This window comes from Novosphingobium malaysiense (genome assembly GCF_000802225.1).
Taxonomy (GTDB): Bacteria; Pseudomonadota; Alphaproteobacteria; order Sphingomonadales; family Sphingomonadaceae; genus Novosphingobium; species Novosphingobium malaysiense.
This window is the reverse complement of the sequence record NZ_JTDI01000002.1, coordinates 109,142-129,236: the sequence shown is the minus strand read 5'-3', so window position 1 is coordinate 129,236 and position 20,095 is coordinate 109,142. Positions and strand designations below refer to the sequence as shown.

Annotated in this window: 18 protein-coding genes, 1 tRNA gene and 1 pseudogene; 10 read left to right on the top strand and 10 right to left on the bottom strand. The window is 66.0% G+C overall.

Features of this window, described 5'->3' with window-relative positions; translation table 11 throughout:
* Nucleotides 1-85 precede the first annotated feature (85 nt).
* The 4 genes from purH to dxs all read left to right on the top strand — a co-directional run bounded on the left by purH (nucleotide 86) and on the right by dxs (nucleotide 4,475).
* Nucleotides 86-1,678, top strand: a complete 1,593-nt coding sequence (purH, locus tag LK12_RS05515; protein ID WP_039280586.1) for a bifunctional phosphoribosylaminoimidazolecarboxamide formyltransferase/IMP cyclohydrolase — start codon at nucleotides 86-88, stop codon at nucleotides 1,676-1,678.
* 150 nt (nucleotides 1,679-1,828) lie between these two features.
* Entirely contained in the window at nucleotides 1,829-1,978 is a 150-nt protein-coding gene (locus tag LK12_RS24885; RefSeq protein ID WP_197063477.1) for a hypothetical protein, read from the top strand.
* A gap of 35 nt (nucleotides 1,979-2,013) precedes the next feature.
* Nucleotides 2,014-2,475, top strand: a complete 462-nt coding sequence (locus LK12_RS05510) for a Fur family transcriptional regulator (protein WP_039281489.1) — start codon at nucleotides 2,014-2,016, stop codon at nucleotides 2,473-2,475.
* Nucleotides 2,476-2,552: 77 nt separating this feature from the next.
* A complete protein-coding gene (gene dxs / locus LK12_RS05505) occupies nucleotides 2,553-4,475 on the top strand; it encodes a 1-deoxy-D-xylulose-5-phosphate synthase (protein WP_039280583.1) in 1,923 nt (640 codons plus the stop codon).
* A gap of 129 nt (nucleotides 4,476-4,604) precedes the next feature.
* Here the strand turns inward: dxs and LK12_RS05500 are convergent, their stop codons facing one another.
* Genes LK12_RS05500 through LK12_RS05490 form a run of 3 tightly spaced genes read right to left on the bottom strand, consistent with a single transcriptional unit; the run spans nucleotide 4,605 to nucleotide 8,988 of the window.
* Nucleotides 4,605-5,906, bottom strand: a complete 1,302-nt coding sequence (locus tag LK12_RS05500; protein WP_039280581.1) for an amidohydrolase family protein — start codon at nucleotides 5,904-5,906, stop codon at nucleotides 4,605-4,607.
* Nucleotides 5,903-7,285, bottom strand: a complete 1,383-nt coding sequence (locus LK12_RS05495) for an amidohydrolase (protein ID WP_039280579.1) — start codon at nucleotides 7,283-7,285, stop codon at nucleotides 5,903-5,905. The genes LK12_RS05500 and LK12_RS05495 overlap by 4 nt, the downstream gene beginning before the upstream one ends.
* A 59-nt stretch (nucleotides 7,286-7,344) precedes the next feature.
* On the bottom strand, nucleotides 7,345-8,988 hold the full coding sequence (locus LK12_RS05490) for a peptide MFS transporter (protein ID WP_039280577.1): 1,644 nt from the start codon (nucleotides 8,986-8,988) through the stop codon (nucleotides 7,345-7,347).
* Between the two features lie 262 nt (nucleotides 8,989-9,250).
* Here LK12_RS05490 and LK12_RS05485 point away from each other — a divergent pair, with 262 nt between their 5' ends.
* Nucleotides 9,251-9,532: an integration host factor subunit beta gene (locus tag LK12_RS05485; protein ID WP_039280575.1), complete on the top strand. Its 282-nt coding sequence runs from the start codon at nucleotides 9,251-9,253 to the stop codon at nucleotides 9,530-9,532.
* Nucleotides 9,533-9,611: 79 nt separating this feature from the next.
* Nucleotides 9,612-9,696, top strand: a tRNA-Leu gene (locus LK12_RS05480).
* A gap of 121 nt (nucleotides 9,697-9,817) precedes the next feature.
* Here the strand turns inward: LK12_RS05480 and msrB are convergent.
* From msrB to LK12_RS05465, 3 genes and pseudogenes are all read right to left on the bottom strand, one after another.
* Nucleotides 9,818-10,309 (bottom strand): peptide-methionine (R)-S-oxide reductase MsrB, encoded by a 492-nt coding sequence (gene msrB, locus LK12_RS05475; RefSeq protein WP_039280573.1) that lies wholly within the window; start codon nucleotides 10,307-10,309, stop codon nucleotides 9,818-9,820.
* A gap of 433 nt (nucleotides 10,310-10,742) precedes the next feature.
* Nucleotides 10,743-11,240 (bottom strand): annotated as a pseudogene (locus LK12_RS25360) (ABC transporter permease); the annotation flags it as partial.
* Between the two features lie 443 nt (nucleotides 11,241-11,683).
* Nucleotides 11,684-12,664, bottom strand: a complete 981-nt coding sequence (locus LK12_RS05465) for an ABC transporter ATP-binding protein (protein WP_039280572.1) — start codon at nucleotides 12,662-12,664, stop codon at nucleotides 11,684-11,686.
* Between the two features lie 25 nt (nucleotides 12,665-12,689).
* Here LK12_RS05465 and queG point away from each other — a divergent pair, with 25 nt between their 5' ends.
* A complete protein-coding gene (queG, locus tag LK12_RS05460) occupies nucleotides 12,690-13,808 on the top strand; it encodes a tRNA epoxyqueuosine(34) reductase QueG (protein WP_082010382.1) in 1,119 nt (372 codons plus the stop codon).
* Here the strand turns inward: queG and LK12_RS05455 are convergent.
* From LK12_RS05455 to LK12_RS05440, 4 genes are all read right to left on the bottom strand, one after another.
* A complete protein-coding gene (locus LK12_RS05455; protein WP_039280570.1) occupies nucleotides 13,792-15,018 on the bottom strand; it encodes an NAD(P)/FAD-dependent oxidoreductase in 1,227 nt (408 codons plus the stop codon). The genes queG and LK12_RS05455 overlap by 17 nt on opposite strands.
* Nucleotides 15,019-15,097: 79 nt before the next feature.
* On the bottom strand, nucleotides 15,098-16,078 hold the full coding sequence (locus tag LK12_RS05450; RefSeq protein ID WP_039280568.1) for an LLM class flavin-dependent oxidoreductase: 981 nt from the start codon (nucleotides 16,076-16,078) through the stop codon (nucleotides 15,098-15,100).
* Nucleotides 16,075-16,947: a tetratricopeptide repeat protein gene (locus LK12_RS05445; protein WP_039280566.1), complete on the bottom strand. Its 873-nt coding sequence runs from the start codon at nucleotides 16,945-16,947 to the stop codon at nucleotides 16,075-16,077. Before LK12_RS05445 ends, LK12_RS05450 begins: the two co-directional genes overlap by 4 nt.
* Nucleotides 16,948-16,962: 15 nt before the next feature.
* Nucleotides 16,963-17,718 (bottom strand): alpha/beta hydrolase, encoded by a 756-nt coding sequence (locus tag LK12_RS05440; RefSeq protein ID WP_039280565.1) that lies wholly within the window; start codon nucleotides 17,716-17,718, stop codon nucleotides 16,963-16,965.
* A gap of 114 nt (nucleotides 17,719-17,832) precedes the next feature.
* Between LK12_RS05440 and LK12_RS05435 the strand changes: the two genes are divergently transcribed.
* From LK12_RS05435 to LK12_RS05425, 3 genes are read left to right on the top strand one after another with little or no spacing between them, the layout of a single operon-like run.
* Complete coding sequence (locus LK12_RS05435; protein WP_039280563.1) at nucleotides 17,833-19,152, top strand: ArnT family glycosyltransferase; 1,320 nt, start codon at nucleotides 17,833-17,835, stop codon at nucleotides 19,150-19,152.
* A gap of 42 nt (nucleotides 19,153-19,194) precedes the next feature.
* Complete coding sequence (locus LK12_RS05430) at nucleotides 19,195-19,830, top strand: hypothetical protein (RefSeq protein WP_039280561.1); 636 nt, start codon at nucleotides 19,195-19,197, stop codon at nucleotides 19,828-19,830.
* Nucleotides 19,827-20,066 (top strand): hypothetical protein, encoded by a 240-nt coding sequence (locus LK12_RS05425; RefSeq protein ID WP_039280560.1) that lies wholly within the window; start codon nucleotides 19,827-19,829, stop codon nucleotides 20,064-20,066. The genes LK12_RS05430 and LK12_RS05425 overlap by 4 nt, the downstream gene beginning before the upstream one ends.
* Nucleotides 20,067-20,095: the final 29 nt, after the last annotated feature.

Sequence of the window (20,095 nt, the reverse complement as noted above, 5' to 3'; positions counted from 1 at the left end):
GATATCGCCCGCCAGCACCCTTGCCCCCGCCTGCCGGCGGGCCTAAGGGCGCGGCCAAAGATACTTTCGCGAAGGAAGCTGCCCCATGACCGATTCCGTCCAGATCCGCCGCGCCCTGCTTTCGGTGTCCGACAAGACCGGTCTTCCCGAACTGGGCAAGGCTCTTGCCGATCGCGGCGTGGAACTGGTCTCGACCGGCGGCACGGCCAAGGCGCTTCGCGATGCCGGGCTGGATGTGAAGGACATCTCCGAGATCACCGGATTCCCCGAGATGATGGACGGGCGCGTCAAGACGCTGCACCCGAAGGTTCACGGCGGCCTGCTGGCGGTGCGCGACAACCCCGAACATGCCAAGGCCATGGCCGATCACGAGATCGGCGCCATCGACCTGGTCATCGTCAACCTCTACCCCTTCGAGGCCACGGTGGCGAAAGGCGCGGACCGCGAGACGATCATCGAAAACATCGACATCGGCGGCCCGTCGATGGTCCGCTCTGCAGCCAAGAACCACGCCTACGTCACCATCGTCACCGATCCGCGCGACTACGAGGGTCTTCTGGTGGAGCTGGAAGCGACCGGCGGCTGCACCACCCTGCCCTTCCGCAAGCTGATGGCTGCACGCGCCTTCGCGCAGACCGCGGCCTACGATTCGATGATCTCGCAGTGGTTCGCCTTTGCCGACCAGGGGCAGCAGTTCCCCGAGATGCTGGCCGTCAACGGCCGGATCGCCAATGAACTGCGCTATGGCGAGAACCCTCATCAAAAGGCCGCGCTCTATACGCCCGCCGGGCCCTACACCGAGGGACTTGCGCAGGCCGAGCAGGTCCAGGGCAAGGAGCTGTCCTACAACAACTACAACGATGCCGACGCCGCTTTCGAGCTCGCTGCCGAATTCAAGGGTCAGAAGCCGGCCGTGGTTATCGTCAAGCACGCCAACCCCTGCGGCGTAGGCCAGGCCGACAACCTGCTGGAAGCCTGGCAGGGCGCCCTTGCCTGTGACGACGTTTCCGCCTTCGGCGGCATCGTCGCAGTCAACCAGCCACTCGATGGCCCGACCGCCGAGGCGATCTGCAAGATCTTCACCGAAGTCGTCGTCGCCCCCGACGCCGACGAAGCCGCGCGCGAATTCTTCGCGAAAAAGAAGAACCTGCGCCTGCTGCTGACCGGCGACCTGCCCGATCCGCGCCGCCCCGGGCTTACCGTCAAGCCGATTACCGGCGGCCTGCTGGTCCAGGGCCGCGATAACGGCACCGTGAGCTTCGACGATCTCAAGGTCGTGACGAAGCGCGCACCGACGGACCGCGAGCTGCAGGACTGCCTGTTCGCCTGGACCGTTGCCCGCCACGTCAAGTCCAACGCCATCGTCTATGCAAAGGACGGCGTCACTGCGGGCATCGGCGCCGGCCAGATGAACCGCCGCGATTCCTCGCGCATTGCCGCGATGAAGGCCGCCGAGGCGGCGGAAAAGTTCGGCTGGGACCAGCCGCGCACGGTCGGCTCGGCCGTGGCCTCCGACGCCTTCTTCCCCTTCGCCGACGGCCTTCTCGCCGCCGCCGAGGCGGGTGCGACCGCCGTCATCCAGCCGGGCGGTTCGATCCGCGACGAGGAAGTCATCGCTGCCGCCGACGAAGCCGGTCTGGCGATGGTCTTCACGGGCATGCGCCACTTCCGTCACTGATCCGCCCAGACGTTCCCACGACTTGTCGCACTCGGCCAACCGTTCATCGCACAATGGCGCGAACCGGCCTCATATTCACTCGACCGAAAGGACATATTGCGAAAGTGGGGCCACGCAATCGAGCAACAACGCGATTTTCCGGACTGACCAATGGGACTCTTCAAGGCTGACTTCTATCGCTTCTTCGCTCTCGGCTTCGCCGGCGGGGCCATGCTGGTAGCGGCCACTCTGGGTCTCGGCGGCAGCGGCACGCTGTCCGACAACATCGTGCCGCCGGCACAGGCCGAAACGCCGCACTGATTGCGCAGCGCGCCTGGAGGCGCCATATGGGGGCCATGTCAGGCCACCACGTCCATCACGAACATAGCGGAGACAGCCTCGTTAAGGCTGCCCACACGGCCCTCGTGGATGCCGGCGAACAATGGACCGACATGCGCGCCGACGTCTTTGCCGCCCTGGCCGAGCGTGAGTGCCCCGCCTCCGCCTACGACCTCGCCGAAAGCGTCTCCGCGCTGCGCGGCAAGCGGGTCGCACCTAACAGCGTCTATCGCATTCTCGATCTGTTCGTGCGGACCAACCTGGCGCGCCGCGTCGAAAGCGCCAATGCCTATCTCGCCAACAGCCATCCCGGCTGCCGTCACGATTGCATCTTCCTGATCTGCGACAGCTGCGGCAAGGCCGTGCACATCGACGATGACCGCCTGACCGGCGCGCTCATCGGCGCCGCGCGCGAGAATGGGTTCGCCGACGTGCGCCCCGTGGTCGAACTGCGCGGAACCTGCGCAGACTGCAACTGACGCGGATACAAAGACGCCGTAGTCATGACATCCGCTGTCAATCGACATGACTGTCACAAGCGTGTAAGGCCCAAGAGATGAATGCCACACCGGCCACACCACTGCTCGACACGGTTTCCACCCCCAAGGATCTCCGCCAACTAAAGCCCGGCCAGATGCGCCAGCTCGCCGACGAGTTGCGCGAGGAGATGATTTCCGCTGTGGGGCAGACCGGGGGCCACCTCGGATCGGGGCTTGGCGTCGTCGAACTGACCGTGGCGATCCACTATGTCTTCAACACACCCGACGACCGTCTGGTCTGGGACGTTGGCCATCAGGCCTACCCGCACAAGATCCTGACCGGACGGCGCGATCGCATCCGCACCCTGCGCCAGGGCGGCGGCCTGTCCGGCTTCACCAAGCGCAGCGAGAGCGAATACGATCCGTTCGGCGCCGCGCACAGTTCCACCTCGATTTCCGCCGCGCTGGGCTTTGCCGTCGCCAACAAGCTGAAGGGCGAACCGGGCCGGGGCATTGCCGTGATCGGCGATGGTGCGATGAGCGCGGGCATGGCCTACGAGGCGATGAACAACGCACGCGAGGCCGGCAATCGCCTGGTGGTAATCCTCAACGACAACGACATGTCGATCGCGCCGCCCGTGGGCGGCCTTTCGGCCTATCTCGCCCGGCTCGTTTCCTCGCAGCCGTTCCTCAACATGCGCCAGCTGGCGCGCAAGATCTCGCGCCGCCTGCCCGATGCCCTGCACCGCGCCGCCAAGAAGACCGACGAGTTCGCGCGCGGCATGGCGATGGGCGGCACCCTGTTCGAGGAACTGGGCTTCTATTATGTTGGCCCGGTCGACGGGCACAATCTCGACCAGCTGATCCCGGTGCTCGAGAACGTGCGCGACGCGGCCGAAGGGCCCTGCCTGATCCACGTGGTCACGCAGAAGGGCAAAGGCTACGCACCCGCGGAAAACGCGGCGGACAAGTATCACGGCGTACAGAAGTTCAACGTCGTGACCGGCGAACAGGCGAAGAGCCCGGCCGGCCCGCCCAGCTACACGTCCGTCTTCGCCAAGGCGCTGATTGCCGAAGCCGAACAGGACGACCGCGTCTGCGCTATCACCGCGGCCATGCCCTCCGGCACCGGCCTCGACAAGTTCGCTGCCGCCTTTCCCGAACGCTCATTCGACGTCGGCATTGCCGAGCAGCACGCGGTGACATTCGCTGCCGGCCTTGCCGCGCAGGGCATGCGCCCGTTCTGCGCGATCTATTCCACCTTCCTGCAGCGCGCCTTCGACCAGGTCGTCCATGACGTGGCGATCCAGAACCTGCCGGTTCGTTTTGCCATCGACCGCGCCGGACTGGTCGGCGCCGACGGCGCGACGCACGCCGGCTCGTTCGACATCACCTATCTGGCGACGCTGCCCAACATGGTGGTCATGGCCGCTGCGGACGAAGCGGAACTGGTGCATATGACGCACACCGCCACACAGTACGACGCGGGGCCCATCGCCTTCCGCTATCCGCGCGGCAACGGCACCGGCGTCGCCCTGCCCGAAACCCCCGAACTGCTCGAGATCGGCAAGGGCCGGATCGTGCGCGAAGGCAGCAAGGTGGCGATCCTCTCGCTCGGCACGCGCCTCGGCGAGGCACTCAAGGCCGCCGACACGCTCGACGCCAAGGGCCTTTCCGCGACAGTGGCCGATCTTCGCTTCGCCAAGCCGCTCGACAGCGACCTGATCCGCAAGCTGATGCTCAGCCACGACGTCGTGGTGACGGTCGAGGAAGGCTCCATCGGCGGCCTCGGCTCGCACGTCCTCACCATGGCGAGCGACGAGGGCCTGACCGACGCCGGCCTCAAGATCCGCACCATGCGCCTGCCGGACCTGTTCCAGGATCAGGACAAGCCCGAGGCGCAATACGACGAAGCCGGCCTCAATGCGCCGCAGATCGTCGATACCGTGCTGAAGGCCCTGCGCCACAACAGCGCCGGGGTGGAAGAAGCGCGGGCCTGAGCTTCGTCAGCACACTGACGAAGAAGGGCATCAGCCGCATTCACGGCCCCTGCACAAACGGCCACAATCGCCTGGCTCGAAGCCAGAGGATTGTAGCCGTCCGTTACAGGCTCACCGAGCCGATGTTGCCTACCAATCGTAAGCCTTGGGCAGATAGGTCCGGTCCAGATCCTTGTAGCGGTCGCGCAGGCGGGTCTGGTGGTTTTCGAGCGGCTGCTTGACGCCATCGATCCACACCTCTTGCGGTGCCGAGGAGAGTTCGAGCGGATCGCCGTCCCACAGCACCACGTCGCCCACGGCGCCCGGCGCCAGCACGCCGGCCTTGCCGGCAAAGCCGCTGATCTCGGCCGGGATCGAGCTGATCGCGGCGAAGGCCTCGCCCCAAGTCAGGCCCGCCGCGCCCGGCAGCTTGGTGAGGGCCACGAGGTTGCCCGCCTGTTGCGGCGCATAGCGGGGCTGATTGCCGCCGGTAAACATGCCGATGGCGACCTTGACGCCCGCCTTCTTCATGCGCCCGACATTGGACTGCGTGGCGGCCAGCATCTCGAACTCGGCGGGCAGATCGCGCAGCGGCATGGTGATGACAGGCACATGGGCCGCAGCGATCTCTGGGGCGACCAACCAGCCTTCCGCCGCACCGACCAGCACAAGGTTCATCTTCGGAAACTCGCTCTTGAGCGCAAGCACCGCGCGGATGTCGGAGGCGCGCTCGACGCCGACGTAGAGCGGCTCGATGCCGTCGAGCACCTTGGCCAGCGCCATGGCGTCGGGCCGGGTGAGCATGGCATCGCTCTGGCGCGCGGAACCTGCCGGCAGCGCCGCCAGTTCCTTCGCCTCGCGCAGGGCGTTGCGCAGCGCGACATGCGCGGCGACGCGGCTACCGCCAGCCAGACGCGCGCCCGCTTCGCCCAGTTCGACGAACTGGAAGGCGCGCGGCTTCATCACCAGCCCCGCATCATCGGCAAGGTCGATCACCGCGCCCTGCCCGGCGAAGATCGAGTTGCCGTTGAACGCGGCCACGCTCGCGCGGGTCACACCGCCGGCGCGGCTGATGGCGATGTGCTGGCTCGCCGGATTGAGCGCCGGTGTGACGTCCAGCGCCGCATTGAAGGGCGAACCGTCGGCTTCGGTGTCGTTGCTTTCCGATACCGCTTCCACGTCCCACAGGCCGAGGTCGGTGACTGCCGAGAAAAGCCCCGGCGTCACCCACTTGCCGGTGCCGTCGACAGTCGGGATACCGGCGGGCACGGGTACACCCGCACCCGCTGCGACAACCTTGCCGCCTTGCACGACCACATTGGCATGTTCGATCGGCGCGCTGCCATCGCCGGTCGCGACAGTGGCGTTGGTGATGGCAAGGTCCTGCGCCTGAGCGGCGAAAGGCAGAGCGAGCGCCGCCAGGGCGGCGGCGAATTGGGCGCGACGGCTCATTTCACGTCTCCTTCGCCGGGCTGGCCAAGCTCGAAGTCGCTCACAGGGCGCAGCTTGGGATTGTCGGCATCGAACAGCATGGCGCCGTCGATCCAGACCTTTTCGGGGCGGGTGTAGACCGAGAGCGGATCGCCGTTCCACAGCACCACATCCGCCATCTTGCCCTTTTCGAGGCTTCCGGTTTCATCGGCGATGCCCATGGCCTTGGCCGGGTTGTAGGTGATCCACTCGATCACCTGCGCATCGGGAATGTCGATGCCGATCCGCTTGCCGGCGGCCTGCGCCTTGGCCGCTTCCTGGTTGAGCCGCTGGATACCGTTTTCATCGTCGGAGTGGATGATCACGCAGGCGCCCGCCTTGGCGATCAGCGCGGCGTTCTCGGGAATGCCGTCGTAGGCTTCCATCTTGAAACCGTACCAGTCGGCCCAGACCGCCGAGCAGATGTCGTTCCGGCGCAGCAGATCGCCGATCTTGTAGCTTTCGACCGCGTGGTGAAAGGCGGAGACCTTGTAGTCCATTTCCTTGGCCATATCGATCACCAGCGCCATCTCGTCGGCACGGTAGCAGTGGTTCTGAACGAGGATGTCGCCCTTCAACACGCCTGCGAGCGTATCCTTGCCGATATCGCGGTCCGCATCGGCATCGTCCATGTAGGCCTTGGCGTCGAGCCAGGTCTGGCGGTTGACCGCGAAGTTGCCCATGCGGGTGGAGGGCTTCTGGCCCTTGCTGCCGTAGACGCGCTTGGGATTCTCGCCGCAGGCCATCTTCAGCGAATAGGGCGCGTTCGGGAACTTCATGCCCTGCACCGTCAGGCTGGGCACGTTCTTGAGCGTGACCGAGCGACCGCCCATGAGATTGGCCGAGCCGGGCAGGATCATCAGGCTGGTCACCCCGCCATTGGCGAGCGCGCGGGTGAAGCCGGGATCCTGCGGCCAGACCGAATGTTCGGCCCAGACATCGGGCGTCGTCGGAGCCGTCGCCTCGTTGCCGTCCGAAAGCGCCTCGACTGCCGGGCTGGGATAATCGCCGAGGTGCGAGTGGGCGTCGATCACGCCGGGGGTGACGAACTTGCCGCGCGCGTCGATCCGGTCGTAGCCTTCGGGCACGGCCATGTCGGCCCCGCCGATGCCGACCAGCTTGCCGTCGGCAAACAGCACCGTCCCGTCATCGATCCGCCCGCCGCGTCCGTCATAGACGGTCGCGCCGACAAGCGCCGTGGGCCGTCCGGGATAGGGCTTGTAGGTGGACGGATAGGGCCGCTCGGCGGTCTTCTCATCCTTGTCTTTTTTCTTCGCGTCCGCGCTTTGCGCCGTGAGCGACAGCACCAGCCCCAGAACGAGGCTCGCAGACCACCGCCGCATTGAAGGCAGTACCCTCATTACATAATCCCCTGTTGGCCGCCGGCCCACGGCCGGCGGCTCGTCAACTGTCCAGCGTGTCAGTCGGACTTGAGCGTCGGGTGCATGCCCGCTTCCTGCGCCTCCAGGCCGACTTCGTCGCGGCCTTCGAGATCGCGATCCTCGAGCGTATCGAGGTGCATCCAGCGCTTGACGATGGGAGAAAGCAGAAGGACGACGACAGCGATGCCGATCGTGATCCAGCCGATCTTGGTGTAGATCTGAAGGGTCAGTTCCTTGCTCATCTCGCCACCTTCGCCGCCCGTCGCTTCACCGATCTTTCCGGCCACGAAGTTGCCGACCGCAGTCATGTAGAACCAGGCGCCCATGATGAAGCTGCCGAGATGCAGCGGGGCCAGGCGCGTCATCGCCGAGAGGCCGACGGGCGAGAGGCAGAGTTCACCGGTGGTGTGCAGCAGGTAGATCAGGAAGACGAAGACGACCGAGGTCATCACCGCCGGATCACCAGTACCCGCGCCCCAAACGAAAACGAGGAAGCCGAGACCGACCTGGACCAGCGCGAAGCCGAACTTGGCCGGCGCAGACGGCTCCCAGCCGCGCTTGCCGAGCCATTGCCACAGGCCTGCGAAGATCGGGCCGAACAGCACGATGTAGATCGGGTTGATCGACTGGAACAGGCTGGTGGGCACGCCGCCACGGTCGACGAACTTGTCGGTATAGAGGCTGAGCGAGCCGCCGGCCTGTTCGAACAGGCCCCAGAACACCGGGTTCAGCGCGATCAGGAAGAGAATCGCGAAGATGCGCTCGCGCGGCTCCTTGGGCAGCTTGAACGCCTCGTAGAGCGTGTAGGCCAGCATCGCCAAGCCGGTGACGATGAGCAGCGTCTGGATCACGTCGACGTACTGGATGAGCAGCCAGATCACCGCGACGGAACCGGCACCGACGGCATAGAGCAGCGTTTCGCTCTTCTTCGCAAGCGGGACGGGCGGTTCGCCGTTGCCGCGCAGGGCCGGCTTGCCGGCCACGAAGATGATCAGGCCGAGCACCATGCCGATGCCGGCAAGGCCGAAGCCCCAGGACCAGCCGATCGTCTCGCCGAGATAACCGACGAGGATCGTGCCGAGCGCGGCGCCCGTGTTCACGCCCATGTAGAAGATCGTGTAGGCTGCGTCGCGCCGGTTATCGCGCATCGAATAGAGCTGGCCGACGATCACCGAGATATTGGCCTTGAGAAAGCCCGAGCCGACGATGATCAGCGCCAGCGCGAACCAGAATACGTTGATCGCCGGGTCCGCCTGTTTGACGGCGGGATCGGTGACGTTCTGCAGGCCTTCGTAGGCCATGAACAGGTGGCCGAGCGCGAGAACGAGACCGCCGAACAGCACCGCCTTGCGTTGCCCCAGCCAGCGGTCGGCCAGATAGCCGCCCAGCACCGGGGTAATGTACACCAGACTGGTATAGGCGCCGTAGATCAGGCTCGAATCGCTGTCGCTGAACAGCCAGAACTTCGTGAGATAGAGGATCAGCAGCGCCCGCATGCCGTAGTAGGAGAAACGCTCCCACATCTCGGCATAGAACAGGACGAAGAGTCCCCGCGGGTGACCGACGAATTCCTCGCTCTTGCGGGTGGCGATCAAGCCGCCGATGGCGAGTACGATAAACAGGGCCACCGCGGCGATTGCCGCGATCCAGTCACCCTCTGTCCAGCTTGCGATGTCCTTCATGCGACGCCTTGTTATCCTTTTTGATCCCGGAGGAACGTCTGAAGGGAAGGCAAGTTAGCGGCCAAAACCGGGGTGTAAATGGGGGGCGGCCGTTCGCCCCGCCCGGTGCAAAGGCTGGTTATGGCCAATTTGTACTATATCCCGTCGAGGCATTGCGCGAAGCGGAGCACAATGGCATTTTCCCTGTCATCCACGGGCCGGCCTTGTGTAATTTTATGATTCGCGAGGGTTTTGCCAATTTTTTCGCGGGGGGGTTTGCTAAATGATCAGGTCCGAGCTGCTACAGGCACTGGCCAAGGAAAATCCCGGATTACGGGGCGAAGACGTCGAGCGTGCGGTGGATACCTTCTTCGAGGAGATCACACAGCGCCTTGCCGACGGAGGCCGTGTCGAACTGCGCGGCTTCGGCGCTTTCTCCACTCGCCATCGCGAAGGCCGCAAAGGCCGCAATCCACGCACCGGTGAATCGGTGGACGTCCCCGAAAAGCGCGTGCCCTATTTCAAGCCGGGCAAGGAAATGCGCGCACGCCTCAACGCCGACTGAGGCGACTTCCTACAGGTTTGGCGTCGCATCCGGTTGCCGCGCTTCACGCGATCTGCCAGACCGCGCCGACGCTGGCCGTGCGGGCGTGGCGGAATGGTAGACGCCGGGGACTTAAAATCCCCTGAGCTTTGCTCGTGCGGGTTCGAGTCCCGCCGCCCGCACCAGTGGTTTTTGGCCCCCGAGCGCCGGAAGGTCGGCCGGTCTGCCTGGCGAACCCTTGCTGGTTCGGGCCTTGCCTTGAAGGGAAGCCGTTGCTGTGCGTCTCGACTGGAAACTGGGCGCTGATCAGGCCGGTTTGAACTTCATCGCCGCGCCGTTCATGCAATAGCGCTTGCCGGTCGGCGGCGGTCCGTCGTCGAAGACATGCCCCAGGTGTCCGCCGCAACGGGCACAGTGCACTTCGGTACGCGGATACCCCAGCTTGTAGTCGGTGGACGTACCGATGGCGCCCGGCAGCGGCTTCCAGAAACTCGGCCAGCCCGTACCGGAATCGTACTTCGTCTTGGACGAATAGAGCGGATGGCCATCGGCAGCACACACGAAGGTGCCGGAACGGTGCTCGTCATTGAGAGGCGAGGAATAGGGGCGTTCCGTGCCGGCTTCGCGCAGGATCCGGAACTGCTCGGACGTCAGGCGCCGTCGCCATTCCGCCTTGCTGTAACGGACCGGATAGGTTTTTGCCTGAGCATCGCCGCTGCCGCAGGCGGACAGCACCGGCAGCGCTGCGCCCGCGCCGATCCAGGCGAGGATCTTCCGGCGGCTTGCCGTATCGACCATCAGGGCTCTCCTTCATCTCGATCGGGCCTTCCTCCGGTTTGGAGACCGGCCCGGCAGACCCTATTTCGGAACGATCCCTCCCAATGCAATTCGAAAGCGGCACCCAAAAGGTTACACGCCCGTCGCGACCTTTTGCGTGTCTTCGCCGGAACGGGTCTTTCCGCGGCCACGCCCTCCCTTCCTTTTCGTACGCGCCGGACCCGATTTCATCACGCGCTTGCGGAACAGGGCCGAGCCGGCGCGCACCAGCAAGCCGACGCACAGCACCTGCCAGGCGAACGCCACGGCATGAGGCCAAAGCGCCGGATCCTGGGCCGCGCGCGCCAGCATCGCGAATGGCGAGCTGAACGGGAACATGACCGAGAAGATCTCCACCGTGCGGCTGCGTCATCGCGAAAGTCGCCAGGAAGAAGACCATCAATTGCATCATCGTTACCGGCATCGACAGCGTCTGCACTTCGCGAACCGTCGCCGCCATCGAGCCGATCGAGAGGAACACCGCGCCAAGCAGCAGGTAGGCCATGGCGAAATAGATCACGCCCAGTCCGAACAGCAGCGGCCATCCGACCGCCGGGGTCGGGAAATCGGGGAAGGCCGAACCGGCACCGAAGTAGATCAAGGCGCCCACGCAGCCCCACACGGAGATGCCGACGAGCGAGACGGCGAGCATTGCGAAGAGCTTCCCGTAGAACACCGATTCCATCGGCACGGCCGCGGCCAGCACCTCGATGATCTTGTTGCCCTTCTCCTCGACGAGGTTGGAAAGGACCATGCCCGCCAGCATCATCGTCAGCAGGAACAGCAGCATCTGCGCGCCCTGTGCGGTCTTGAGCCGGCCGGCGCGCTGGCTGGCGTTGCTGGTCGCCGTCGCCTGGAAGGTCACGTCCGGCCACGGTTGCAATTCACCATCCCGAGCCTGCGCCGCAACCATCGCCACGGCCCCGCTCCAGGCATGGATCTGATTGCTGGGACCGGTCAGCACCGGGTCACTGGGCGTGCCGGACAGCACCGCCGCGATATTCGCCCGGCGCCCGGCAAAGGCATCGGCAGGATCGTAGGTTTCGCCGGGTTCGAGCCGCTTGACGACCAGGAAGCCGGGCAGCCCGCTGCCCAGCCTCTCGGCCAGAGCATCTCGGGCCCGCACCATGGCATCGGCATCGGCGCCTTCCATGACGACCCCGACTTCGGGCTGCGCGGCGGTCTGGTCCACGCGTTGCCCGACGCTTCCCGCCAGGCCCACGACGATGACCGGGAACAGGGGGCCGAGCAGGAAGAAGAAGAAGGTGCGCGAGAACAGGATCGCCACGAAGTCGCGCCGGGCGATGACCCAGGCTGCAGCGAAAACGGACAGGCGGCCGGACTGGCGGGCCTCGGTCATCGGCCGATCGCCTCCGGCGTTTCCTCTTCCAGCGCGCGCGCCGCCGCTTCGCCCGCAATGGCGACGAAGGCATCGTGCAGCCCCGCACGTTCGATGGAGAGCGAGAGAATGCCGGCCTCGCCCTCGATCAGCGCGCGCAGGAGCGGCTCGATGCCGGTTTCGGGCAGCGGGAAGTACCAGAAGGCACCCCCGTCGCTCTTGCCGTCACGGCGCAGGTCGGCCGGCAGGGCCGCGCGCCAGGGGCCGTCGCCGCTGCGGGTTTCGAGGCGCACCTGCGCCGGAATGCGGTCGCGCGCCACGTCGACCGGCCCGGCAAAGGGCACCTTGCCGGCGGCGATGATCGCCACGTCGTCGCACAGGCGTTCGGCGTGGGAGATGACGTGGGTGGAGAAGATCACCGTGGTGCCGTCTTCGGCGAGCCCGCGCATCATGCGTTCCAGCTTGCCCTGGTTGATCGCGTCGAGTCCGGAAAAGGGCTCGTCGAACACCACCAGGCGGGGTTTGTGGACCAGCGTGCCGAGGATCTGCACCTGCTGCGCCATGCCCTTCGAAAGCTGGCGGATCTGGCGATCCGCGGCATAGCCCAATCCGTGCTGTTCGAGCAGTTCGCGCCCACGCCGGCGGCCTTCCTTGAGGGGCAGACCGCGCAAGGCGCCCACGAAAGCGATCGCATCGACCGCCTTCATCGCCGGATAGAGACCGCGTTCCTCGGGCAGATAGCCGATGGTGTGCGCGACGTCGTGCGGGCGTTCGGCGCCGAGTACCCGACGATAGCCTTCGTCGGGATCGATGATGCCCAGCAGCATGCGCAGCGTCGTGGTCTTGCCTGCGCCGTTGGGCCCGAGGATACCGTAGACGGCGCCTTCGGGGACCGACAGGTCGACCCCGTCGACGGCGGTGAAGCCGTCGAAACGCTTGATGAGCCCGCGTGCCTCGATCGCCAGCGGTCGTCCAGAGGCTGATACGTTGCCGTGCATCGGCCAATCTCCTAGTTCAGCCTTCATGACGCCACCCAATCCTACTGCAAGCGCAAGCACTGGCGCAGGTTCGGTTAAGACCACGCTAAGCGCCTTCGCTCAGGATATCGAGGCCGAAGCGCGAATGCTCGGCTTCTGTGCCTTCGGCATAGCGCCCGCGAGCGATGATCCAGACCGCGCGGCCCGGCTCGATAGCTGGCTGCAGGAGGGGATGCATGGGACGATGGGCTGGATGGAAGAGCGCGCGCATCACCGCCGTTCGCCGCAAGGCCTCTGGCCGGAGGCGAAAAGCGTGATCGCGCTGGGCATGAGCTACGCGCCCGCCGACGATCCCCTGCACCTTGCCGACAAGTCCGAGGTCGGCCGGATCTCCATCTACGCGCAAGGGGCGGACTATCACGACACGGTGAAGAAGGCGCTGAAGCACCTCGCGCGCTGGATCGTCGCCGAGACGGAGAAGCGCGGGCTAGGCGAGGCCGGCGTCAAGGTCTTCACCGATACCGCGCCGGTAATGGAAAAGCCGCTGGCCGCCACTGCCGGGCTCGGCTGGCAGGGCAAGCACACCAACATGGTGAGCCGCGATCACGGCTCATGGCTGTTCCTGGGCGAGATCTACACGACGCTCGACCTGCCGGTGTCGAACATGGGCCGCGACCGCTGCGGATCTTGCCGGGCCTGCCAGGACGTCTGCCCGACCGATGCCTTTCCCGCACCCTACCGCCTCGATGCCCGGCGCTGCGTCAGTTACCTCACCATCGAGCACAAGGGCCCGGTGCCCGAGGACCTGCGCGAAGGATTGGGCAACCGCATCTACGGCTGCGACGATTGCCTGGCGGTCTGTCCCTGGAACAAGTTCGCCGAGACCGCACACACGATGAAGGCCTTCCTGCCGCGCGCGGAACTGGCCGCGCCGGACCTCGCCGACCTGCTCACGCTCGACGATGCCGGGTTCCGCAAGCTGTTCTCTGGCAGCCCGATCAAGCGGATCGGCCGCAACCGCTTCGTGCGCAATTGCCTCTACGCGGCGGGGAACAGCAAAAGGCCCGGCCTGCTGGCGCAGGTCGAGCCCTTGCTGGAGGATCCCGACCCCGTGGTGGCGGAAGCCGCCCACTGGGCCCGCGACCGGCTTACAGCAGTTCCTTGAGCGGCACGTCCTTGTCGGCCAGCTTCCCGAGATCGGGCGCCGTACCCGCTTCGACCAGTTTGCGGCCCTGGACGTAGTCCTTGACCATGTTGACGCAGTCGAGCGCCACGACCTTGCCTTGCTTCAGGTAGACGACCGAGAACGCACGGTCATCCGGGTTGCCACGGATCACAGTCTTGTCGAAGCCCACGTTGATGCCGGCCGTCTGCAGGCGCAGGTCGTACTGGTTGGACCAGAACCACGGGAAGGCATGGTAGGGCTTCTCGTCGCCGCAGATCGCCTTGGCGACGCACGTGGCCATGTCGTTGGCGTTCTGCACCGATTCGACGCGCATCACGTTACCGCCGGCATATTCACAGGCGAACGCGGCGCAGTCGCCGATGGCGTAGACGTCGGGCAGCGAGGTGCGGCAGTATTCGTCCACATCGACGCCGTTGGCGCCGGCAGCGCCTGCCGCGATCAGCGGGCCGACGGCGGGCACGATGCCGATACCGACGATCACCGCCTCGGCCGGGATCACCTCGCCGTCCGCCAGCTTGACGCCGGTGACCTTGTGGCCATCGCCCTCGAGGCATTCGACCATGACTTCAGTGCGCAGATCAACGCCGTGGTCGCGGTGTTCCTTTTCGTAGAACGCCGAAAGCTCCTCGCCGGCGACACGCGCCAGCACGCGCGGCAGGGCCTCGAGCAGCGTGACGTTGAGCCCCAACTTCGACAGCACCGCTGCCGCTTCAAGGCCGATATAGCCGCCGCCGACCACGACGACGTTCTTCGTTCCGTCGTCGACTTCCGCCATCAGCGTGTCGCAGTCCTCGCGGGTGCGCACGGCATGCACGCCGGCAAGCTCCGCGCCCGAACACGACAGGCGGCGCGGGTCGCCCCCGGTGGCCCAGATCAGCTTGCCGTAGCCGAAGGTCTCGCCATTGGAGAGCTTGAGCTCGTGCGTCTTGGGATCGACCTTGAGGACTTCGGTGCCGAGCTTGAAATCGACTTCCTTTTCCGCCCAGAACGTCGGAGGCCGGATATACAGCCGGTCGAAGGTCTTCTCCCGCGCGAAATATTCCTTGGAGAGCGGCGGACGCTCGTAAGGATATTCCGGCTCGCGGCCGATGACGGTGATGGTCCCCTCGAAGCCGTTCTGGCGAAGCGCGATGGCGCACTGCGCCCCGCCATGCCCTGCTCCCACGATTACGACGTCTGCTTTGCTCATGGCCGCTCCCGATCCAGTAATTTTCGCTTTCGGTCAATGCCCCCGGCGCAATTGTCTTTCCCTGATCAGGATCAATCCGTCAGGCCAGTGCGTCCATGGTCAATTCCAGCGAGCGCTGCTGGGCAGCCGGGTCAAATGTGGCGACACCGACGATGAGTTCGTCCGCGCGCGTGCGTTCGACGAAGGCCTCGATTTCCGTGCGCACCGTCTGGGGTGTGCCGATCGCGCTGACCGAGCGCACCTGCCCGAGCATGTCGCGCGCGGCCTGCGGCAGCGTCTCCCGGTAGCCGCGCACCGGCGGCTTCAGCTTACCGGGCGTGCCGCTGCGCAGGGCGACGAAGCTCTGGTCGGTCGAGGAGGCCTGATACCACGCCTCTTCGTCGGTATCGGCGGCGAGCACGTTGATCGCGGCCATAAAGTGCGGCCGGTCGAGGACCTGAGAGGGCTTGAACTTCTCGCGATACATCGCGGCCGCCTGATCGAGCAGCGCGGGCGCGAAATGCGAGGCGAAGGCGTAAGGCAGGCCCAGCATGGCCGCGAGCTGCGCGCCGAACAGGCTCGATCCCAAGATCCACATGTCGACGTCCGCCCCCGAAGCCTGCGGCGAGGCGACGCCGCCCACAGCCTGCCCGGCAAAGCGGGCCTGCAGTTCGACCACGTCCTGCGGGAAATGATCGGCAGCGCCGACGATGTCCTTGCGCAGGGCATTGGCCAGCCGACCGTCCGCGCCGGCGGCCCGGCCCAGCCCGAGATCGACCCGGCCGGGAAACAGCGCGGCGAGCGTGCCGAACTGCTCGGCGATCACGTAGGGATTGTGGTTGGGCAGCATGATGCCGCCGGCGCCGATGCGGATCGTGCTGGTGGCGTTGCCGAGGTGGGCCAGCACGACCGAGGTCGCACCTCCCGCGATCCCCTCCATGCCATGGTGTTCGGCCACCCAGTAGCGCTTGTACCCGGCGCGTTCGGCGACTTGCGCGGTCTGCGTCGTGATCGCCAGCGCATCGGCGACGGAGCCGCCTTCGCGCACGGAGACGAGATCGAGGACCGAGAGAGGAATCATGGTTTCGCGGTACTTTCGGGTCCGAGTTGGGAGATGTACTGGCGCGCCGTGGCCGCTGCATCACTTTCCGGCGCCATATCAACAACCGAATTCCAGCTCCGGCGCGCGGCCTCGTTCTTGCCCGAAAGCACGGCGATCACGCCGGCCTCCAGCCCGATTTCGGGATCGCGCGGGGCAAGCTGGGCGGCTTTCTCGATCTGTGCCTGCGCTTCGATCAGCTTGTTCTGTCGGCGCGAGAGCGTGGCGGAAAGCAGCCAGGCCTGCGCATTGTCCGGCTCCGCCTCGCGCGCCTGCGCCAGCGCGGTCGCGGCCTCGCCGGGCTGGTTCACCGCCACCAGCGCCCGTGCCCGATCCAGCGCGATCGAAGCTGCAAGGGCGGTGTCGCCGGCCTGATTGGCCTCGCTTGCAGCCGGCGCAAGCAGGCCGAGCGCCTGGCCCGGCGCGCCTCCGGCAAGCGCCGCGTTGCCTGCCATCGCACCGAGTCTCGCACGACTGGCATGATCGTCGTCTGCCGCGGCATCGCGCGCATTGACGAAGGCTTCCCGCGCATCGTCCCACTGCCCGAGGTCGCTCAAGGCCACGCCGAGGCACAGTCCCGCCCGTACGCGTTCGCGACCGATGGCATCGGTCAGCGCCTTGCGCGCCAACTCGGCCGAGCGCTGCGGATCGGACTCCACGGAATTCATGCAACCGGATGACGGGCGCGACGAGGGCAGCGCGACTTCCATTGCCTCCTTTTCGCGCCGCTTGCGGTCTTCGTCGGCTTTCTTCTCGACGATCTCGCGCGGCAGGGCCGAGGCATAGGGATTGTTGATATCGTAAGGCGCAGCCTGGGACAGCAGCAAGGGAAGCATGAGAGTGAGGGGCATGGGAACGGTCTCCGGTCAGGCTTCCGCCGTTCCGCGAGGCAGGATCATCTCGGCTACCGTTCGCAGCAGCAGCGCTATGTCGGAGTCGCGCGAAAGGCGGTGATCGCCGTCCTTGATGAGCGTGACCTGCACATCGGCTGAACGGAGCTTTTCGGCCAGTTGCAGCGAAATGTCCCACGGCACGTCGGGATCGCGCTGGCCATGCAGCAGCCGCACCGGGCAATCGAGCGCGATCTCGCCTTCAAGCAGCAGGTTCGCCTGCCCTTCCGCCCAGAAGCCGGGGTGAGTGGGGGTCGGTTCGGGGCCGTAGGGGTTGTCCTCGTAGATCGTCTCACCATCGGCGAGCAGGGCCTTGTCCATCTGGGGGATGCCCCATTCGGTGAAGTCCGGTGCAGGGGCGATGCCGATCAGGCCCTTGAGTTTGTCGCCCAGCGCAAGGCCGGCCAGCAGCATCAGCCAGCCGCCCATCGACGAGCCGATCAGCACGGCGCCCTTGATGCTCAGCGCCTCGATCAGGGCGAGGATCTCTTCCTTCCAGCGCGTCAGCGAGCCGTCGGCGAAATCTCCGCCGCTTTCCCCGCATCCCGAATAGTCGAGCAGCAGGCAGGCGACGCCCGTGGCCTGCGCCATCTCGAACACCGCGGTCGCCTTGCCGCCCGCCATGTCGGACATGTAGCCGGGCAGGAACACGAGCGCGGGGCCCTGGCCGGGCGTGAAGCGGTAGGCGATCTCTCGCCCGTCGGGCATGGCGTGAATGCGTGTCTGGGTCATGCGCGCGATAGTGGGGGCCGCAGGCGGCAAGGACAAGGCGGCAAGCGCAAGGTGGGCGGCAGATCAACAAAGATAATGCGATCTTAAGCACCCGCCGCTACACGAAGCGCCATCATGAGCGCCCAGGTCATTCGCTTCCCCTCCCCTCCCTCGCCGCTCGCACAGCGGCTCGAATGGTTCGGGACGGAACGCTCGGTGCTGCTGGCGATATGGGCTCTCTATTTCGCGTTGCGCGTCGCGGTGCTGATGATCGACGTGGCGCCGACATCCGATGCGGAATGGTATTACATCCGCGCCGTCAGCCTCGCGGCGGGCAACGGCTATCTCGACAATGCCAGTCAGCCGACCGCCTTCTGGCCGCCGGGATGGCCGATCGCGCTTTCGCTGGTGTTTGCCCAGTTCGGCGCCTCGACGGTGGTGCTCGGCCTGTTCAATCTGGTGAGCGCGATGCTGATCGGGCTGCTGACGCTGGCGCTGGGCCGGCGGCTGTTCGGATCGGAAGCGGCGGCGCGCGCCGGGCTGCTGCTGCTCGCGGTCTATCCCAACGCCATCGGCTATGTGCCGCTGGCGCTGACCGAAGTGTTCTACACGATGCTGCTGATGGCGGGGTGCTGGGCAATCGTCACGCGCACCAACCGCTGGCAGCTCGTCGGCGCCGGCCTGATCTTCGGCTTCGCCACGCTGGTGAAAGCGCAGACCGTGGTGGTGATCCCGCTGCTCTTCGCCATCGAATGGCTACGTCAGCGCCAGATCTGGCAGCGTTTCCCGCGGCTGTTCGGCGAAGGGCTGCTGGTGCTGGGCGTCGCCATGCTGACCGTGCTGCCGTGGAGCATCCGCAACCACGCGCAGCTCGATCACTGGGTGATGATCTCGACCAACGGCGGCTACACGCTGCTGACCGGCAACCACGACACCGCGACAGGCGACTACACCCCCGATGCGCCGGTGGTGCAGGAGCTGATGGCCCGGCCCGGCCTCGACGAAGTGAGCCGCGATGCCGAAGCCAAGCGGCTCGGCCTTGAATGGATCGAGCAGAACCCCGACAAGTTCCTCGCGCTGGCCCCGAAAAAGCTGATGCGCCTGTGGCTGCCCGATGGCGAGGCCGAATGGGCCTATCAGGGCGGCGCGCCCGGGTATGAGCGCTTCGAAGCCGTGTACCGGGCCGTGCGCTATGCCAACCAGGCCTATTACGCCGTGCTGATGCTGGCCTTCGCCCTGGCCTTCTTCGTCATGCTGGTGAAGCGGCATCGCGACGGGCAGCGCTGGATCGGCTGGTGGCTGCTGCCCTATGGCATCGCGCTCTACCCGACGCTGATCTGCGTGGTCTTTTCCGGCCAGTCGCGTTTCCATTATCCGGTCATGCCCTTTGTCTGCATCACGGCCGGGTGGCTTATCGTCCATCTGCTGAACCGCCGCGCGGACCGCGCCGGCTGATCGGCTCCGGGAACGCGAATGCCGCCTGCACGTTCCCGCTGCATGGCTTCTAAAAAAGACCGCGCCCGGCGTCTGGTCGCCGACCACGGCACGACTTATGCCGAAGAGATCGGCATCGCTCTCGACCGCAACGAGCCGATGCCGCTTTTCCAGTGGCTGGTCGCCTGCCTGCTGTTCAGCGCCCGGATCGGGGCGCGCCAGGCAGTAGAGGCTGCGCGCGCGCTCAACGATGCCGGCCTCACGACGGTCGATCACATGTGCGACGCGAGTTGGAAAGAGCGCGTGAAAGTGCTCAATGAACACGGCTATGCCCGCTTCGACGAAAGCACCTCGACCAAGCTCGCGAAGACCAGCGCGCTGCTCAAGGAATGCTATGGCGGCGACTTGCGCAAGCTGCGCGAGAAGGCCGACGGCGATGGCGCCCGCATCCTCGAACTGCTGCAGGAATTCAACGGTATCGGCCCGCTCGGCGCCGAAATCTTCGCACGCGAGGCCCAGGGCGTGTGGAATGAACTTCAACCGTTCGCCGACAGGAAGGCCCTCGACGTGGCGCACAAGATCGAACTCGGAGACGATGCCGCCGGCCTTTCCGACCTCGTCGGAAAGGACAAGCTTCCCTCGCTGCTCACCGCGCTCGTGCGTGCGGATCTGGCCGGGTGCGATCACGAATATGCATGAAGGCCGTCAGCCTTCTTGCGCCGGGCGTCACCGGCAATTCCGCCACGACGCACTTGACGGATGACATTTCCGCGATCGGTCGCTACAGCGACCGGCATGACGCAGCAGCGCACCACGACTACCACCACCACTACCCGGCACGCCCGGGCACGGTTGGTCGCGGCCTGAACGCGCAGCCACCGTCGCCCGGGGTTCGGGCGGCTGGCGTCACCTCCCGAACGGACAAAATTAGCTGACGCCGAAGCTTCACCCGCGCGCGCGCCTG

What these genes read in the sequence shown, in the direction of transcription:
- purH (WP_039280586.1), top strand. Translation starts at nt 86, where the DNA reads ATGACCGATTCCGTCCAGATCCGCCGCGCCCTGCTTTCGGTGTCCGAC.
- LK12_RS24885 (WP_197063477.1), top strand. Translation starts at nt 1,829, where the DNA reads ATGGGACTCTTCAAGGCTGACTTCTATCGCTTCTTCGCTCTCGGCTTC.
- LK12_RS05510 (WP_039281489.1), top strand. Translation starts at nt 2,014, where the DNA reads ATGTCAGGCCACCACGTCCATCACGAACATAGCGGAGACAGCCTCGTT.
- dxs (WP_039280583.1), top strand. Translation starts at nt 2,553, where the DNA reads ATGAATGCCACACCGGCCACACCACTGCTCGACACGGTTTCCACCCCC.
- LK12_RS05500 (WP_039280581.1), bottom strand. Translation starts at nt 5,906, where the DNA reads ATGAGCCGTCGCGCCCAATTCGCCGCCGCCCTGGCGGCGCTCGCTCTG.
- LK12_RS05495 (WP_039280579.1), bottom strand. Translation starts at nt 7,285, where the DNA reads ATGAGGGTACTGCCTTCAATGCGGCGGTGGTCTGCGAGCCTCGTTCTG.
- LK12_RS05490 (WP_039280577.1), bottom strand. Translation starts at nt 8,988, where the DNA reads ATGAAGGACATCGCAAGCTGGACAGAGGGTGACTGGATCGCGGCAATC.
- LK12_RS05485 (WP_039280575.1), top strand. Translation starts at nt 9,251, where the DNA reads ATGATCAGGTCCGAGCTGCTACAGGCACTGGCCAAGGAAAATCCCGGA.
- msrB (WP_039280573.1), bottom strand. Translation starts at nt 10,309, where the DNA reads ATGGTCGATACGGCAAGCCGCCGGAAGATCCTCGCCTGGATCGGCGCG.
- LK12_RS05465 (WP_039280572.1), bottom strand. Translation starts at nt 12,664, where the DNA reads ATGCACGGCAACGTATCAGCCTCTGGACGACCGCTGGCGATCGAGGCA.
- queG (WP_082010382.1), top strand. Translation starts at nt 12,690, where the DNA reads ATGACGCCACCCAATCCTACTGCAAGCGCAAGCACTGGCGCAGGTTCG.
- LK12_RS05455 (WP_039280570.1), bottom strand. Translation starts at nt 15,018, where the DNA reads ATGAGCAAAGCAGACGTCGTAATCGTGGGAGCAGGGCATGGCGGGGCG.
- LK12_RS05450 (WP_039280568.1), bottom strand. Translation starts at nt 16,078, where the DNA reads ATGATTCCTCTCTCGGTCCTCGATCTCGTCTCCGTGCGCGAAGGCGGC.
- LK12_RS05445 (WP_039280566.1), bottom strand. Translation starts at nt 16,947, where the DNA reads ATGCCCCTCACTCTCATGCTTCCCTTGCTGCTGTCCCAGGCTGCGCCT.
- LK12_RS05440 (WP_039280565.1), bottom strand. Translation starts at nt 17,718, where the DNA reads ATGACCCAGACACGCATTCACGCCATGCCCGACGGGCGAGAGATCGCC.
- LK12_RS05435 (WP_039280563.1), top strand. Translation starts at nt 17,833, where the DNA reads ATGAGCGCCCAGGTCATTCGCTTCCCCTCCCCTCCCTCGCCGCTCGCA.
- LK12_RS05430 (WP_039280561.1), top strand. Translation starts at nt 19,195, where the DNA reads ATGGCTTCTAAAAAAGACCGCGCCCGGCGTCTGGTCGCCGACCACGGC.
- LK12_RS05425 (WP_039280560.1), top strand. Translation starts at nt 19,827, where the DNA reads ATGAAGGCCGTCAGCCTTCTTGCGCCGGGCGTCACCGGCAATTCCGCC.